20 protein-coding genes are annotated in these 16992 nt (G+C 50.5%); all 20 read left to right on the top strand.

Going from position 1 to position 16992, the window contains the following annotated elements; genetic code table 11:
* Nucleotides 1-50 precede the first annotated feature (50 nt).
* The 20 genes from terL (at nucleotide 51) to EV294_RS26755 (ending at nucleotide 16987) form a co-directional block, all read left to right on the top strand.
* On the top strand, nucleotides 51-1607 hold the full coding sequence (gene terL, locus EV294_RS26850; RefSeq protein WP_243711814.1) for a phage terminase large subunit: 1557 nt from the start codon (nucleotides 51-53) through the stop codon (nucleotides 1605-1607).
* 70 nt (nucleotides 1608-1677) lie between these two features.
* Nucleotides 1678-3180, top strand: a complete 1503-nt coding sequence (locus EV294_RS26845; protein ID WP_243711813.1) for a phage portal protein — start codon at nucleotides 1678-1680, stop codon at nucleotides 3178-3180.
* Nucleotides 3181-3263: 83 nt separating this feature from the next.
* Nucleotides 3264-3968 (top strand): phage scaffolding protein, encoded by a 705-nt coding sequence (locus EV294_RS26840; RefSeq protein ID WP_132312562.1) that lies wholly within the window; start codon nucleotides 3264-3266, stop codon nucleotides 3966-3968.
* Between the two features lie 75 nt (nucleotides 3969-4043).
* Nucleotides 4044-5132: an SU10 major capsid protein gene (locus EV294_RS26835; protein WP_132312560.1), complete on the top strand. Its 1089-nt coding sequence runs from the start codon at nucleotides 4044-4046 to the stop codon at nucleotides 5130-5132.
* A gap of 73 nt (nucleotides 5133-5205) precedes the next feature.
* Complete coding sequence (locus tag EV294_RS26830; protein WP_132312558.1) at nucleotides 5206-5409, top strand: hypothetical protein; 204 nt, start codon at nucleotides 5206-5208, stop codon at nucleotides 5407-5409.
* Nucleotides 5410-5415: 6 nt separating this feature from the next.
* Nucleotides 5416-5760 (top strand): hypothetical protein, encoded by a 345-nt coding sequence (locus EV294_RS26825; protein ID WP_132312556.1) that lies wholly within the window; start codon nucleotides 5416-5418, stop codon nucleotides 5758-5760.
* A gap of 18 nt (nucleotides 5761-5778) precedes the next feature.
* On the top strand, nucleotides 5779-6579 hold the full coding sequence (locus tag EV294_RS26820; RefSeq protein WP_132312554.1) for a hypothetical protein: 801 nt from the start codon (nucleotides 5779-5781) through the stop codon (nucleotides 6577-6579).
* A gap of 1 nt (nucleotide 6580) precedes the next feature.
* The gene (locus tag EV294_RS26815; RefSeq protein ID WP_132312552.1) at nucleotides 6581-6961 is read left to right on the top strand and encodes a hypothetical protein; all 381 of its coding nucleotides are present in this window, start codon (nucleotides 6581-6583) and stop codon (nucleotides 6959-6961) included.
* Nucleotides 6961-7311 carry an HK97 gp10 family phage protein gene (locus EV294_RS26810; RefSeq protein ID WP_132312550.1) on the top strand — a complete coding sequence of 117 codons (351 nt, stop codon included), beginning with the start codon at nucleotides 6961-6963 and terminating at the stop codon, nucleotides 7309-7311. The genes EV294_RS26815 and EV294_RS26810 overlap by 1 nt, the downstream gene beginning before the upstream one ends.
* A 2-nt stretch (nucleotides 7312-7313) precedes the next feature.
* Nucleotides 7314-7775, top strand: coding sequence for a hypothetical protein (locus EV294_RS26805; protein WP_132312548.1), 462 nt, complete (start codon nucleotides 7314-7316; stop codon nucleotides 7773-7775).
* Nucleotides 7776-7818: 43 nt separating this feature from the next.
* A complete protein-coding gene (locus EV294_RS26800) occupies nucleotides 7819-8223 on the top strand; it encodes a hypothetical protein (RefSeq protein WP_132312546.1) in 405 nt (134 codons plus the stop codon).
* Nucleotides 8224-8334: 111 nt separating this feature from the next.
* A complete protein-coding gene (locus EV294_RS26795; RefSeq protein ID WP_132312544.1) occupies nucleotides 8335-8706 on the top strand; it encodes a hypothetical protein in 372 nt (123 codons plus the stop codon).
* A 310-nt stretch (nucleotides 8707-9016) separates the two neighbouring features.
* Complete coding sequence (locus EV294_RS26790; RefSeq protein WP_132312542.1) at nucleotides 9017-11335, top strand: phage tail tape measure protein; 2319 nt, start codon at nucleotides 9017-9019, stop codon at nucleotides 11333-11335.
* Nucleotides 11335-12564 (top strand): hypothetical protein, encoded by a 1230-nt coding sequence (locus tag EV294_RS26785; protein WP_132312541.1) that lies wholly within the window; start codon nucleotides 11335-11337, stop codon nucleotides 12562-12564. The genes EV294_RS26790 and EV294_RS26785 overlap by 1 nt, the downstream gene beginning before the upstream one ends.
* Complete coding sequence (locus tag EV294_RS26780) at nucleotides 12561-12917, top strand: hypothetical protein (protein ID WP_132312539.1); 357 nt, start codon at nucleotides 12561-12563, stop codon at nucleotides 12915-12917. Before EV294_RS26785 ends, EV294_RS26780 begins: the two co-directional genes overlap by 4 nt.
* A 15-nt stretch (nucleotides 12918-12932) precedes the next feature.
* Nucleotides 12933-13520 carry a hypothetical protein gene (locus EV294_RS26775; RefSeq protein ID WP_132312537.1) on the top strand — a complete coding sequence of 196 codons (588 nt, stop codon included), beginning with the start codon at nucleotides 12933-12935 and terminating at the stop codon, nucleotides 13518-13520.
* A gap of 14 nt (nucleotides 13521-13534) precedes the next feature.
* Nucleotides 13535-14563 (top strand): hypothetical protein, encoded by a 1029-nt coding sequence (locus EV294_RS26770; RefSeq protein ID WP_132312535.1) that lies wholly within the window; start codon nucleotides 13535-13537, stop codon nucleotides 14561-14563.
* Nucleotides 14560-14817, top strand: a complete 258-nt coding sequence (locus EV294_RS26765) for a hypothetical protein (protein ID WP_132312533.1) — start codon at nucleotides 14560-14562, stop codon at nucleotides 14815-14817. Before EV294_RS26770 ends, EV294_RS26765 begins: the two co-directional genes overlap by 4 nt.
* 18 nt (nucleotides 14818-14835) lie before the next feature.
* Nucleotides 14836-15234, top strand: coding sequence for a hypothetical protein (locus EV294_RS26760; RefSeq protein WP_132312531.1), 399 nt, complete (start codon nucleotides 14836-14838; stop codon nucleotides 15232-15234).
* A gap of 16 nt (nucleotides 15235-15250) precedes the next feature.
* On the top strand, nucleotides 15251-16987 hold the full coding sequence (locus tag EV294_RS26755; protein ID WP_132312529.1) for an alpha-L-fucosidase: 1737 nt from the start codon (nucleotides 15251-15253) through the stop codon (nucleotides 16985-16987).
* The last annotated feature ends 5 nt before the right edge of the window (nucleotides 16988-16992 follow it).

Below are 16992 nucleotides of genomic sequence, written 5' to 3'. Positions count from 1 at the left end.
CCGCGGAACTCGAGCGTCTGGAACGTATTCACCGCGCAGAATCGGACCTTATGTACTTCGCTTACGAATACTTCGGTGAGCTTTATAACGCAGATAACTCCGGCAACTGGATACCGGTCGCGATCGATGAAGCGCCGGCCTTTCACCGTGAACTATGCGCGATTATGAACGATGTTTCAACGCGGGATATCAACGCGAAGATAGCGGTCGCGGCCCCGCGGTCACACGCTAAGTCATCGTACTTATCGAAGGCATTTCCGCTGCATGAAATCGTGTACCGGAAGCGCAAATACGTAATCATCATATCGGAGACGCCGCAAGTATCAACGGGTAACATGGAATGGCTCGGCCTCCAACTGAAGTCTAGCGCGAAGTTACGTGCGGATTTCGGACCGCTACTCTCCGCTAAGCAACAGGAGAACCCGAAGGATAATAGCGCAGAGTTCATCGCATGGGAAGCGCGGCCAGACGGATCTCAACGGTTACTCGCACGTGTTGAAGCGGCATCGACCGGTCAGGCACTTCGCGGACGTAACTGGAACGGTATCAGACCGGACCTTATCGTATGCGACGATCTCGAGGGCAAAAAGAACACAAATACGGACTTATTGCGGACAGAGATGCGCGATTGGTTCACGCAAGTAGTCGTACCGCTCGGTGATCCGGCCGGTAAAAGAACCGCGCTGATCTATATGGGAACTATGGTACATCACGAAAGTTTATTACGTTACGTAATGGAGAAACGGTCCGACTTCAAAACGAAGCTATTCCGCGCGGTCATCGAATGGCCCGAACGGATGGATTTATGGGAAAACTGCCGCCTTATTTACGTTGACCGCGAGAATAAGAATAGATCAGCAGACGCAGCCGCCTATTACGAAGCTAACCGTACTGAAATGGAAGCCGGTGCTCACGTATTATGGCCGGACGTACAGCCGTTATGGAAGTTGATGACGTGGAAATGGGATAACGGATCTAAAGCGTTTAATACGGAGTACATGAACAATCCGGTCGACGAGGAGAATATGGTCTTTAATCCGGACGCGTTCACGTACTGGACAGACTCGAACGCTAAGCGCGAGTTCCCACATAGCGAATACGTTATTGGGCTCGGCGTTGACTTTGCGATGGGCAAGCAGCGCGGCGACTATAGTGCAATCGTTGTAGTAGCGAAACATAAGCGGTCGGGCGCAATTTACGTACTCGATGCGTACGGCGAGCGTATCGCTCCGGACAAGTTCCTAATGAAGATAGTCGAACGCGTGCTGCAGTACATGCCGGACACCGTTTCGGCCGAAGCGCAAGCCGCGCAAGAGTTCTTCGTAGATAAATTGCACGAAGCGTTACTCGCGAAAGGCTATCCGTCACATACGCGATTAAAGAAGATATATCAGCGCTCGCGTAAGGAGCTGCGTATTGAGGCGATGTTACCCGATATCGAGAACCGGACGATACAGTTTTCGCGCCGGCATGCGTTGCTACTCGAGCAATTCGAACAATATGGCACTAATTCACATGATGACGTTATCGATGCGTTAGAAATGGCGATTTCGGCCGTTAAACAAAAATCACGCGTAGTCACGACGTCATCGAAACGACTACGTTAGAGAGGAGGCGGTTACTGTTTCGTACAATCCCGATCACTTAAACGCGATAATCATGCGGCTCGACCAGGTAATGCTCGGTGAGACCGAAGTTGAGCGGATTAATCGCGTAATTCGTAATTATGAGCGGTATGAAGGCCGCCAATACTTCGATACGCAGTACGCTAAGCCTGACGGTCTGGAATACGATCCGACTACGCTTACCGTAAACTTTGACCGGTTGCTTATCGATACGATGGCCGCGTGGGAGTTCGAAATGGCTCCGAAGTACGACGTTGAGCCTGACGTTATCGACGATCCGATCGATATGGTAACGGAAGGATACGCGCCGAGCAAGCAGCAAGATACGGAGAATAGGCGGGCGGCCGCGAAAGAGCAGTTGATCAACTGGATACACGGCGAGAACCGCACGCACGAGAAGCTGTTGGAAGCCGCGAAGGACCGTAAGATCGCCGGCACTGTATGGGCGAAGTTGCTGTACGATAAGCGCACCGGTAAACTGCGCATCTTCTTCCGTCCGGATACGGAAGTCATTGCGATTTATAACCCGGAGGATCCGGACCAACTCGAGGAAGTCCATTTCGTTGCATACCTCGATTTGAACTCGACGCGCTTATGGAAACAGTCGTATTACCTCGAATGGAACGAGGACGACGGTCAGTATGAGTGTTTTATCGAGGAAGCCGTATACGGTATCGAAGAGGACGCGGAGAAAAAACGTACGGTAGTGCGTATTATCGAGGATCGCGTACCGAAAACATCGATGGGGCTCGATTTTATACCGGTCGTTGAGATACCAAACGAACGGCTCGCCGGCATGCAACGCGGTTACTCGGAAATCGAGAAGTTTGCGGACATTACCGACGAGATTAACCGTAAGTTATCGGACTATAGTGACGCGATTCGCTTCGAAATGTTCGCGATAACATTGTTTACTAACGTAGACGATGACCGCGGATTATCCGTAGCGCCTGGTGCGATGTGGAATCTGCAAGGAGCCGGCGGTTTACTCGAAGGTGAACGGCCTGACGCGAAGAAACTCGAGAGTAACTTCAAGTTTAAGGACGCGACCGAGGCGTATATCGACCGCCTTTACGCTAACCTTCATAAGATCGCAGAAGTTCCAACGGTAAACACTGCGGAAATGAACGTCGGCGGTATTAACGATATGGCCGTTAAGCTCCTATTCAGCGCGATTATCTCGAAGACGCAGCGTTCGTGGATCATATGGCGATCGCGTCTGCAGCAATTAAACGAATATATCCTACGATACATGAAGGCGCGGGTTGATGATCCGCGTTTTTCTTATGACCGCGACATGGTACGTAAAGTTGACGGTAATTACACGAATACGGTCCATTTCCGCTTACCACTACCGGAAGATCAAGTCGCGCTGATCACGCAATTGACTACGGAGATGGCTTCGGATTTGGAATCGATTAAAGGCGCACTCGCGCGCCGCGGCGTTGAGAATCCGGAGGCTAAGCTGATGGAGATTATCGCCGAACGTAAGCTATTACGCAGTCAAACGGATCCTTACCGCGATGTAAGTGACGCGGATCCAACGGTTGAGTAACGCAATTTGTCCGAACGTACATGACGTAAAACTGCTACGGTTTGCTATACGATAGGCGACGGCCTTTAAACGGGAGGATAACGATGACAAACGAATTAGAACGCAAGTTTCCGATAGAACTCGATCTGCAGTTATTTGCGGAAGGTGACGACGATCCCGTAGGTGATCCGCCACAAGATCCGCCAGCACCGAAGAAGCTCGAACTAACGCAGGAAGAGTTTGACGCGAAGATTGCGGAACGACTCGCCCGCGAACGGAAGAAGTATGCGGACTATGACGATGTTAAGACGAAGCTTACTGAGTACGAGAAGGCGGAGGAAGAACGAAAACGCGCTGACATGACGGAGCGTGAACGTTTGGAAGCCGAAAAGGCGGAAGCGTTGAAGAAAGCGCAGGAAGCCGAAGAAGGCCGCACGAAAGCGCTGGAATCCGCGAACAATCGCTTGATTAAAGCGGAGTTTAAGCTTATGGCGAAAGAGCTCGGAGTTAAACCGGAAGCGCTCGACGATGCGTTCGTACTCGCGAATCGACAAGGTATTACGGTCGATGACGAAGGCAACGTACAAGGCGCGAAGGAGGCGGTCGAGGCGCTACGCGAAAGCAAACCGTACCTGTTCGGTAGCAAGCAATACGGCGATCCATCGCCAGGTAATCCGCCGAATCCAAGACGTGATGCCGGCGCGGATAAACAAGCGAAGCTAAAAGATCTCGCAGACACTGCACGTAGAACCGGCCGTATCGAGGACAAAATGGCTTATGCGGAGTACAAACGCGAAATCGAATCCTAAAAGTTAGTTAAAGATGCGCCTCATACGGGGATGCGTCTTTTTTAATTACACACAATCCAAGGAGGAATACCTTAAATGGCTAAAATTTTTAACGCAAACCTCGTAGGTAAGAAAGAATCCGTAGTTGATGAAATCCTGTTGCTTAATCCGCACCAAACACCGCTGCTTAACGCGCTCGGCTTTGCTGAAGCAGTAAACGCGGTAGAACACGTATGGTTCGAGGACGAAATGTTCGCGGATGAAACAACAACTACAGCGTCTGCACTCGTAGGTGACACCGCAGTTGTTGTTGCTGACGTATCTCCATTCCGCGTAGGCAGTGTAATTAAGATCGTTGACGAGCTGCTGTACGTTTCCGCGATTAATAGTGGTACAAAAACGCTGACTGTAACGCGTGCATACGCATCGACTACCGCAGCTGCAATCGCATCCGGTGCTAAAGTCGAGTTCCTGTTCGACGAAGGTACGGAAGGTGCAGACGCTCGTGCAGCACGTTCGAAACCGCGCGTTCGTAAATCGAACCTGACGCAAATCTTCACGGACTCGATCGATATCTCCGGTACAGCTCAGGCGGTTGCTCAATACGGCATCGACAACCTGTACGAGTATGAGAAGCAAAAGAAACAACTCGAACTGGCGCTGCAACTTGAGAAGGCGCTGATCAACGGTACTTTCTACGAGAACGGCCAAGTTCGCCAAATGCGCGGCCTGCGTAACTTCATCACAACTAACGTTACTAACGTTGGCGGTGCGTTGACTGTCGATAAGATTAATACGCTGGCACAAACGATCTATGACGCGGGCGGTTTCGCAACTGGCGGCGACTACAAAATCATGGTCGCAGCGAAGCAAAAGATCGCTCTTTCTAACGCAGATGCAACGAAAATTCAACTTACTCGAGGCGAAAACAAACGCGGTCAAGTCGTTGACTTCATTGTTACAGACTTCGGCGAGTTTGAGATCGTTCTTAACCAAAACCTCGCAGCAGATGAGTTGTTCCTTACTGACGCGAACCGTCTGTCCATCCACCCGCTGGTTACTCGTGAGTTCAGCCATACGTACCTCGGTACAAAAGGCGACTACCAAACTGGCCAAATCATTGGCGAGTACACGTTCAAGGTTGAACAAGAGCGTGCGCACGGCCGACTGAAAGGCCTGTCGTAATCCCTAACGGTCCAATAACGGAGGCGCGCAGCGTAATGTTGTGCGCCTTATCTTTTTAACGGAGGTATAACGGATGGCTAGATTCGAATCGCCGCGGTATAAGGAGCTCGGCTTCTACGTTGGTGACAGTTACCGCAAATTTAACGGCGGCATCTACGATACGGAAGACGCGGAAGAAATCGCGGTCCTCTCCGGCATTAGTGACGTTGTTCGTGTAGATGAACCGGAAGAAGTTAAGCCGGCACGCACTCAAACGAAAGCTAAATCGAAGGAGTGACGTAGCATGGCGATTGCAGAACGGTTAACGAAACGGTTTCGCAACGTTCCCGGCGTTACTGAGACGGACGTTACCGACTGGATCGCCGAAGCGGAAACGGAGTCGGGGCTTACGGAAGGCGAAGCGAATGATAACGCGCTTCTTTACCTGGCGTATGCGCTCGGCTGCGAATCCATTGCGACGGACGCAGCTCGGTACTTCACGTACAAAGACGGTGAAGAGTCCGTAGATAAGACGGCGGTATTCGCTAATTACATGAAGCTCGCGGAAGTAGCGCGCTTAAGGTATTCCCGTTATAAAGGCGGTGGTACGTCGTATATGTACGCGCCGGCACGTTATGACGGTAGATAAACGTAGGAGGTGCGCCGCTTGACAGAGAATGAGCACAAATTAGCAAAGTTACTCGAGAAGGCGGCGGCCGGCTACGGTAAACTTAACGCTAAACAGCAGAAATACGCGGTCGGCGAGATTGACCGTACACGTCTCGAACTTATCGAATTGCTAAACGAATACGCGGGAAAAGACGGTACGATACCTAGAGGCCGCGTCAATACGTTACTGCGCGATTTGGCCGAGATCGAGGATAATATCCGGAAGTACGGTTCCTCTGCGCTCGATAGCGTTATTAAAGAAACGGCGGCGTACGGAACAGCGGCGGCCGAAGCTGCGGTAATCCAAACGCTCGGCGAATCGGCGGGCCTCGGCATTTCCTTTAACCGTATGAACGCGGACGTATTTAATTACGTGGTTAACCGCTTTGACACGGACGGCCTCGTGCTATCCGATCGTATTTGGCGCATGGCCGGCGAAACGCGAGACGAACTAAATAAAGTTATACGCTCGGCGATCATTCGCGGTCAGGACCTCAAAACGACTGTAGCGCAGGTGCGCGGTGTCTACGCGAACGACACGTGGAAGATTAAACGGTTGGTGTCAACGGAGGGGAATACGGCATATCGCACGGCTGACGCTATATATGCGCAACGATCGGACGTAGTAAGCGGACTGCAGGTACATCGCGGTAAAGCTGACCGTCCGGACCATAAATGTACGGTACTTTCACGCGAGGACAATTACGGAATGGGAACCGGTATTTATCCGGCTACTGCTTCGGAAATTTACAATCCGCATCCGAATTGTACTTCGTATTTGACGTACGTTTTAACGTAAGGTGGCGATAAAAATTCTAACGACAAATGACGTAGATTGGATTCGCGCCAATAGAACGGAAATACTTACGAACCGGACCGTTGAGGTTACGGTTTTATTTAATTCCGTAGGAGGCTACGATCCTTATACGGGAGAGCCAATCGCAGGTGAACCGGTAGCGGAGACCGTCTCCGTCGTATGGAAGCCGGTTACGGAGCGCGATCTGGTGAACGGAACGGAAATACGGAATGGTGACGTTAAGGTATCGTTTATGTCTGACGTTAGTATAGCGGATATTGCGCGGCTGACCAAAGGCGGGGTTGATTACGCGGTGTTCACGGCTGACGAACTCGGACTCGGCGGTCCTAACCGTTACGAGTGCGTAGTAAGGCAGGTGACGTAATGCCGACGCTAAGCTTCAGCGTAAAGGGACTCGATAAGGCGTTAAAGTCTGCGAAGGAGATTCCGCAGAAACTTCTTAAAGAACTCGATGACGAAACGGAGCGCGCGGCTTTACGTGTGGTTAACGATGCGCGGACGAACGCGCCAGTACTCGACGGGTTCCTGCGTAACTCGATCAAAGTCTCCGGCAAGAAGAAGTTACAGCGAGTAGTTAGCTCCGACCGACCGTACGCGAGGCGCCAGGAGTACGAACATCCGACTAAGCGCGGTTTCTTCCGTAAAGCGATGTACAAAGAACGTATCACCTTCCGCGAAGCAATCGAGGACGTATTGAAAAAGGTGGGTGATTAACGTTGATTCACGCAATTACGTACGCCATCGTAGAGCACTTGAAAGCGAGTATTCCGGATGTAGCGCAGCGCGTCATATGGCTCTACGATGGCGTATCGTTAACCGGACGCACTAAACCGTTCATTACCGTTGACCAACTGATAAACACCGGTAACGCGGTAGCGGCTGGTCGGCGCGATTACCAGCAGACGTACGCGCTGCAGATCGGAGTCTATACGCGGTCTGTCGCTGAACGGTCGAAACTACCGGAGGTTATCACGAAGGCACTACGTGAACCTATTCCGCTGTACGATACGGACGGTACGGCGCCGGTATTAACCACGCAGACATTTAACGCAGATGTTACGGGAATTACTCCGATTTCACCAGAGGACGTTAACGACGAGACGAACAAACACCGCGCTTACTTAGACGTGGAGATACGATATTACTTGGATAATAACGGCTTGACCTTTACGCAGTAATAGCGGAGGTTAGGCCGTTTTTCATTATGAAGGAGGCCGCAAAATGGCAAGCACAAAAACAGGACAGTATGCGAAGATCACAACGAAAGTCGGCTCGGCATCGGCCGTTGAATTGGCAAAACTGCGCGAATGGTCCGTATCGGTGGATTCCGAGAAGATCGACGCAACGGTGGCCGGAGATACTTGGGCGCGTAATTTGACCGGTGTACTATCGTGGAGCGGCGAGGCTACGTGCGTTGACGCAGATCCGTATTGGCTCGACCTGGTTACGGCAACTACGCCGGTTACGATTGACTTCTACGATAACGAGGATGATCCGAAACCGAAATACCGCGGTACTGCGCTTATCGATTTCGAACGTACGACTCCGTACGATGACCTCATCGAGACGAAGGTTACGTTTACGGGCGATGGCGAGTTAGCCGACGGCAGCACAATTACACCGTAACTTTTAACGCCAAAATAGCGGACGTATTCCGCGACAAGCACGCGACCGAGGCGTGTTTTTTGGCGTTCATACTCGGTTAAAAATAACGATACCATTCGGAGGTTATCACATATGACAACGAAATTTGACGTTAAAGCACTGCGCGAAAAGGCGCTTCAGACGGACGATATTAAGCACGGTTCGGTATACGTAGAGGAATGGGACGCGGAGTTTCCAGTGCGGTCGCTGTCCGGTAAAGGCTTGAAGGACGTACTTACGAAATCGAAGAACGCAAAAGGTGAACGCGATGAGATCCGGATGTCTCTGCTGGCCGCTATCGTAGGGTGTGCGGACGAAACCGGTACACGCGTATTTGATGATACGGATTTGGCCGTGTTCGAATCGGACAGCAAATCCGCAGCTCCGATTTTGAAGATCGGTAAAGCGGTACTCGAGTTGTCTGCGCTAAGTGATGGCGCGAAAGCTGACGCAAAAAAGTCCTAAAAGCGGACCCGACGCTCCATAACTTATACGCGCTAGCTGACGCTAAACATATGACAGTTGGCGCGTTACTCGGGACGGAGAAACGAAAGTACACGATAAACTTACCGCCAGCATTGGCGGCAGTGTGCGGTCAATCTACGTTAGAGATCGTAGAGGAACGCGACGGGATATCATCCCCTGAGATTATGTATTGGAATGCTTTTTATGAAATCGAAGCTGAGAAAGCAAAGAAAAACAAATAACGTTGAAAATCCAGGAGGGCGCACCTTAGCGTTCTCCTTTTTTATTTGCAAAGAAAGGAGACGAGTAAGTGGCTGAAAATATCTCCTACCTAATTGAAGCTGTTGATGGCTTCAGTAAAACTTTCTCCGACTTCGACCGCGGACTAGGCGGACTCGACAAGGCGTCCGGCACGCTAAAGGGTATTGGCGCGGCCGTAACCGGAGTAGGCGTAGGCTTGGCGGCAGGTCTCGGAGCAGCGATTAAAACAGGCGCAGACTTTGACGCGCAAATGTCGAAAGTACAAGCGATAAGCGGCGCCACAGCGGACGAGTTTAAAGCTATGCGCGAGCAGGCGTTACAGCTCGGAGCTTCAACGTCCAAATCCGCCTCCGAAGTTGCAACGGGTTTCCAAGAGATGGCCGCAATGGGCTTCAACGCGAACGAAGTAATGAAGGCGATGCCTGGCGTTATTAGCGCGGCGGAAGCTTCTGGTTCGGACATGGCGCAAGTAGCCTCCGTAATGGCATCTACGTTGAACATCTTCGGTAAGAGTGCGTCCGATGCGTCGGCCGTTGCGGATATCCTCGCCAAGACAGCGAACATTTCCGCGGCGGACCTTACCGATATGCAATACGCGCTGAAATACGCGGGACCACCTGCGGCAGCGCTCGGCGTTAGTCTCGAAGAGTTATCGGCTTCAATCGGCATCATGACGAACGCAGGGATGGAAGGGGAACAAGCGGGTACAACGCTCCGCGGCGCTCTCCTCGGACTCTTAAGTCCGTCGAAGGAGAACACGAAGTTGATGGACAGTTTAGGCGTCGCCATTACGGATTCGCAAGGTAACTTCGTCGGAATCTCGAAGCTTATCGAAAATTTATCGACGTCGATGAGCGGAATGACTGAGACGCAGAAGGCCGCCACACTTGCGCAGTTAGTCGGTAAAGAAGCGGTATCCGGTATGTTATCGCTCATGGCGGCAGGTCCAGCGCAGATCGACCAAATGACGGCATCGCTCCAGAATAGCGCGGGGTCATCTGCGGAAGCGGCAGCGATTATGAAGGATAACCTGGCGGGATCTATCGATCAACTCAAAGGATCGCTCGAGTCGTTAGCCATTAATATATCGGACGCGTTGACTCCGGCTATCCGCGTTGTTACGGATTTGCTTGGCGGCCTAGTCGATTGGTTCAACGGCTTATCGGACAAAACGCAGATGGTTGTCGGTATCGTCGCTGCATTGACCGCGGGCCTCGCGTTACTTGCCGGCCCAATCCTGTTGCTTATCGGATTCTTACCGTCGCTTATCGGAGGTATTGGCGCATTAGCTACGATCTTCGGCGTTACGACCGGCGTACTGTTATCGACCGTGGGCGTCATCGCTCTCGTTGTTGCTGCGATTGTCGTACTAGCCGCGATCATCATTGCGAATTGGGACGAGATCAAAGCGTGGACACTTAACGTGTGGAATCAGATTACCACGTACCTAAGCGGAGTTTGGACGTCGATTACCGCGACAATTACGGCGGCGTGGGAGTGGATTATGACGTACTTCGGCGGCGTGTTCGAGGCGATCATCGCGATCTACACGGCTTATTTCGAGATCATCAAGGCGGTCGTTACTACGGCATGGGAGAACATTAAAACGATATTTACCGCGGCATTCGATACGATTAAGGCTGTGATCTCTGCGTGGTGGGAAATCATCAAAACGATATTCTCTGCGGCATTCCTTATCATCTACAACATCGTAACTGGACAGTGGGATAAGGTAGGCGGTGTATTTAACGCGGCCACCGAGAAAGTGCGCGGCATTGTCGGCGATTTATGGGACCGCATTAAGTCGATCTGGACCAACGCGTTCGGTGACGTTGTTGATAATACGATGAACGGTATCGGTAAGGTCCTCGGTGTCTTTAGCGAACTGAAAACGAAACTACTCGGAGCCTGGGCGGAAATCAAAACGGACGCGATCGAGATGGGTAAGAACATCATGGAAGGGCTAATCGAAGGCGTTAAATCTATGATCTCTAAGACGGTCAAAGCCGTAACGGACGCAGTGGGAGCAGCGGTTAAAGGTGCGAAAGACTTTCTCGGCATTCACTCGCCATCGCGCGTATTTATGGAGCTCGGCGGTTACACGGGCGAAGGCTTTGCGATCGGTGTTACGGACACGGTTGGCGCCATTCAAAACGCTACGAGCGCGCTGGCAAACGCAGCGATTAACGGAGCCTCTACGGACGCACCGATTAGTGCAGCACGTTCAAGTATCGCGGATTCTCGCGCAGCATCAGCGGCCGGCCCAACGTTCGTAATTAACGCCGCGTACGTTGACCGCGAAGCACTTACGCGATTCGCCGCCGAAGTCAGCCGCGTACAGGGACGCGCGATAGGAGGTAAACGCTAATGGCGATGGAAGTCGCGATTTACGATTACGACCTCGACGAAACAATCAACGTTACCGAACGTGTGCAGAGCGTTAGCATTAAAGAGACGATTGACGGAGCAGCTACGATTGACGTCGCGGTAATCAACTTATCGGAGACGCACGCGATGAGCGATATCGCGGTTACTTACGGTGGCGATACGATATTCGTCGGCGTTATCGAAGACCAAACGGACGAACTACGCGGTGGGGCTCAGCTCTACCGCTTTTCTACGTGGAAGGGTACGGACCGTTCGTTAAAGCTGCAGAATCGCGTAGTCAACCGTATCTACGAGAACAAGAAAGCCGCGGACATCATTACGGATATCTTTTTTCGGTATCCGTGCGGTATCACGCTCGCGACTAACGTAGCCAATACACCGCTTATCGAACGCGTTGACTTCATGTACACGCCGCTTATTGACTGCGTACAGCAACTCGCGGACATTACCGGTTACCGCTGGTACGTTGACGAAGACAGCGCGCTCCACTTCTTCCAAACGGACGAAGGTACGGGAGCAACCGTATTCTCCACGACAACGGACGGCGGTCTGGCGCGGAACATCCGTAAAGACACGATTAACCTGACGACGGAAATTAACGATAAGACGGCTAATCGCGTATGGGTCATCGGAGCGCAAACGTCGTCACCGCAGTATATCGATCAATACTGGACGGGCGACGGCCGCAACGATATCTACTCGACCGCGTTTACGCCTAACTATCCGGAAGTATACGAGGATGGCGTTAAGAAGACGGTCGAAGTCGATAAGGGAACGCCTTCCGATAAGGATTACGTTTACGGTAAGAAAGATAAATACTTGAAGCGCGTAGCCGGACCGTTGCCGAGCGGCGTACAGCTTCACTTTAAATACCGGCCCCTTACGCAGGTTATCGACTATTTTGAAGATGCCGCGTCCATACGGAAGTACGGTATCTACGAGAAGGCCGTTAAGGATAAGCAGATTACGGAGAAGATGGCGGCACGAGCACGCGGACGGGCGGAGCTTAAACGTAGGAGCTCGAAGATACGTACGTTATCGTTCGAGACGCTAGACCATAACGTTAAGCGCGGCCTTAAATATCGCGTTGTGATTCCGGATCTCGACGTGGACTCATACTGGCTGTGTAAGTCCGTGACGACTACGGTTAGCGCGCCCGATACGGTTAACGTGACGAAAACGGTCGAGTTCGAGGAGGTAACGTCATGAGCAGCGCAACCGACATATTAAAGAACCTCGACCGACGCGTTAGTGCGCTCGAATCCGAACGTTTAGATGACGCGGCGGCCGGTGCGTTAACGTCCATTCTGAAGCTGTTCGCGGATTTCGAGGTCGAGGTGAAGCTGAATTACCGGTTACACCGTTATCACCTCTGCGGACAGGTAATCGTAGGGCAAGGCGCGATATCGTGGGACGAAATGCAGGACGTTACGGAGTTCGAATCGCTAGAAGCGGACGATTGGAACGGACTTAGCGCGATGACTTGGGACGAACTACGGCACGGCACGGACTTCGATTCCGTGAACTACGTGTGGAATGACTTATTTAACTTATACGTATAAGGACGGTGCAGCCGATTGAGTAGCGATAAAACAACAAACCTAGCGTTGCATAAATGGGCAGGTACAGATCCGGTTGAGCGTACGGAGTTCAACGATAATTTCGACATTATCGATAGCAAGATCGGAGAACAAATTGTAAAAAAGGCGGATAAGGCGTACGTTGATACACAGTTGGCTGCTGTAAATGGTGGCCCTAAGGGGACATATGCAACCCTAGTGGCTTTACAAACTGCTTTCCCGACGGGTAACGCTAATAACTATCTCGTGGCAGCGGACGGCAAGTGGTATTACTGGAGTGGGACTGCGTGGACGGCAGGAGGACAATATCAGAGTTCGGGTATTGCCGCTGATAGCATAAATACGGCAAGTATCGCTACTGGAGCGGTTAGAGGAGACAAACTGGATCAAGTGTTAGGAACGCACACCATTACGTATAACACGAACGGTACAGTGGCCAGTGTAACCACACCTGAGGGAACAACAACATTTACCTACACCAATGGTCGAATAACGAATGTTGTGGAGACTATTTACGGAGTTACAGTTAATACTGTTATCACTTATTACTCAGATGGAACAGTAGCTTCTGCTACACGTTCTTAAAGGAGGGTTTGTTCATGGGATTTTTCCAAGTCGTTACAGGTCAGGTTACATCGACGGTAATCGGAAATAACGCTCAATTCCAGACGCTTGTCACTAGACAGGTAGACTTTGCAGGTAAAGTAGTAGGGCAAACATGGGATGTTCCGCACAGCACTTATCGTACGCAAAACAGTTCGCCGTTAACTGCCAGTTTATCAGGATGGACAGAAGAAGCTTCCAACGCGATATGGAAACAGGATGGATCAGTGTATAACTTAAATGTATCCACCTCTGGGCAATACCGATTGCAAAGGTACACTTTCGATATATTAAGTGCTGCAAAACGCACACCTGGGCTGTCTTCATTATCGACCGTGTCGGACCTTCGATCGAAGCTTGTAAATATTGTACCTACGTGGATCGGTTTCGGTACTGGAGCAAATGCAGGAGCAAGCGTAAACGGCATCACACTTGTTATACGAAATAACACAACAAACGCGTGGGATTCATTTGGTAGTAATACAGCGAGTTCGCCAAGTGCGGTATCTGCTACCGTTACAAACTTCAACGATTACATCGACGCAAACGGGTTTGTGCATCTCATGGTCTATCCAACATATCCGGCCGATGGAACAAATTCGTGTGCCATCAACACTGACTATGTAAAGTTAGAGTTCACAGCTGTTGCCACACTCTTAGACCAGAACGCACACGTTGAAGAACAACATTTGGCTGGAATAACTGTAACTGCAGGAGCAACGCTGGCAGCTTGGAACAACATTGATACATCTCGGTGCGACGAATATGCGATTGCTGTAAGTCCTTCGGCAATTCACAATTATTCGGTTTCCTCTGCCGCCGTCGCTAGAGATGGCAGTGAACTGGACGCATCTGTAGATCGGACGTTGCTAATTTCTGCGGTATCACAACAAAGGAAAAGATCACCTCGGACAAAGACGCCAAGTCGCAAACTGAACATTTACATCACAAATGGGGACACATCAGACCGTACGTACTATGGCTTGTTCTTACGATATGGGGTTAGAGGGGAGCGATCGTCGTGACGATTATTGAAGCCATGAAGAAGACGGTGAATGAAGATGGAGACATTGTCATTCCAGTAGGTGCAACGCGAGGAGAGAGGGATTTTTCGGGAGTTGTAACGGAAGTGTGGTTGCGGGAAACATTCGGAGATCAGCTCGATCAAACGATACCTCTGACGGAATCGCAATTCGATACATTGAAAAATGCTGTCGACGGTCAATGGCAGGATAATTGGCAATGGTATCGTGAAAACGCGATTATCATCGTTAACTAATTCGAGGGAGTGATATGAATGAGTGCGACAAGTAGACCGCTATTCAAAAGCGCGCCAGATGGTGCGCCAGCGCCGCAATATTACAACCCTGCAACCGATGCATACGAACCGTTACAAGGTTCGAGCGGTGCTTCTAATGTTCGACCAATGGGAGCAGATGCGAAAGGGAAAGCGACAATTTCCCTTTCCAATATAGCTGTTGGATTAGGGACAGTTCCCACCGGAGCAACGCAAGCATACATCACGACAGAATCGGCAGATATACGGTTTTGGGTAGATGGAAGTACACCGACAACATCACAAGGGCATCTTGTACTTGCAGGAGAGCAGATCATCCTAGACTCCGCAGGACAGTTGTCAAACTTTAAGGCGATAACGGTTAGCGGAACGGCGACTTTACAAGTCACCTATTCCTAAGAGGAGGTATTTTTGAATGCGAGTTATGAAAAAAGGTTCGGGGTCAAGCATTGACGTTAAAACCACGAAGCTTGAACCGATTAAAAACATGGAAGCATGGCGGGATATGGGGCTTGGATTGTTCATCCACTGGGGAGTTTACGCTGTACCCGCCGGAGACTACACTGGCTTAGATACGACAGGTGCATCAATCACCTACAATGCCTTAGCCAACAATTCCGGCTCCGAGTGGATTCTAAAGAATGCAAGAATTCCGCAAGCTACGTACAAGGCCTATCAAAGTGGGTTTACGGCGTCAAATTGGGACGCTGATGCCGTAGCTCGAATGGCGTATAACGCTGGCCTAAAGTATATCGTTCTAACGGCAAAGCACCATGAAGGGTTTTGTTTGTTTACTTCGCCTAACTCGGAGTGGAATATCTCAACATCGGCCGCCGCTGGTAAAGAACTGATTATGCCACTAAAGCAAGCGTGTGCGAAATATGGGCTTAAATTCGGGCTGTACTTCTCGCAGAATTACGATTGGACTTCGGTAGGTGGATTCTACCAAGGCTTTATAAGTAGTGATGGTGTTACAGACCCTTATACAACGGCGCAGCATCAGGCGTACATCAGTAAAACTATCCTTCTTATCAATGACATTATGGCGACGTATAGCCCCGATATTTTCTGGTACGACATCTTAGGCTCTAATGATCCTTTATTTTTACCCGTGTATCAGAATCAACTAGCGACTTACCCAAATGTTATCGTTACGGACAGATTGGGTGCGGCGTATCCAGGCGACTATGCTACTGGTGAGGATAAGTACTATCAAGGAACTCGAAAGTATGCAGAGGACTGCTATACGGTCGGCGGAAGTTGGGGTTACAGCACCTCTCATGACTCTCCTGCAAAGACAAAGACGACCGAAGTAATGTTGAAGCGGTTTATTCTCGAAGCGCTCGCTCGTGGACAAAATGCTTTAATAAATATCTCACCGAAGGCAGATGGCTCCATTCCTGACTTACAAAAGAACTTCTTCGATCAGTTGGGCGCTTTCTGCAATAAGTATGGCACGATGTTCAATTCGCGTAGCGTCAATAGCCAATGCCAACCACAGTGGGGACGAATGATTTCCGTTGGAAAAACTCTGCTCTGCTATGTTTACAAAGGCGCGGGAACGACGATTCAAATTCACGGCATCCATACGAGGTATATTAAGTCTGTTCGAGTGTTCGACGCAGCGAGTGAATATGCAAGCGGAAATTACAGCGTCGTATCGGACACGATTTTACAGGTGTCTAATCTCGTTTACGACAGTACGACGGGGTTGGCGGTTGTCGCTATCGACTTCGCGAATACGATCGTGTCTGATGACATCAATTATGTAACCCAAACCGGCGGCATAACAGCTCTTGCCTTTAACGTAAAAGGCAGTGCATTTGTTCAACCAGACGGTACAGTGTATTCAATTGGTGGGTGGACAAACGACGCGGATTATTTGGAAACGATATTCCTATACACGGGTACAACCGGAAGCTACAAAATCAAATACACCTACACAACGATACAAAGTTCGTCAACAATAACGGTTACACCACAATTAACGGCTTTGGATACAAGCGCCGTTCAGAGCGTGACGATTAACAAAACATCGAATCCCGACGACACTAGCACGGGTACAGTGACGTTAACGAACGGGAAGTACTATAAGTTGAAAGTAAGTAAGGCAAACGGGTGGATAAACTTTACCGGTATTCAATTTGTTTAAAGGGG

This window comes from Paenibacillus sp. BK033 (genome assembly GCF_004345425.1).
GTDB lineage: Bacteria > Bacillota > Bacilli > Paenibacillales > Paenibacillaceae > Pristimantibacillus.
Note: the sequence above shows the minus strand (reverse complement) of the source record. Positions and strands in the feature narration are given on the sequence as shown.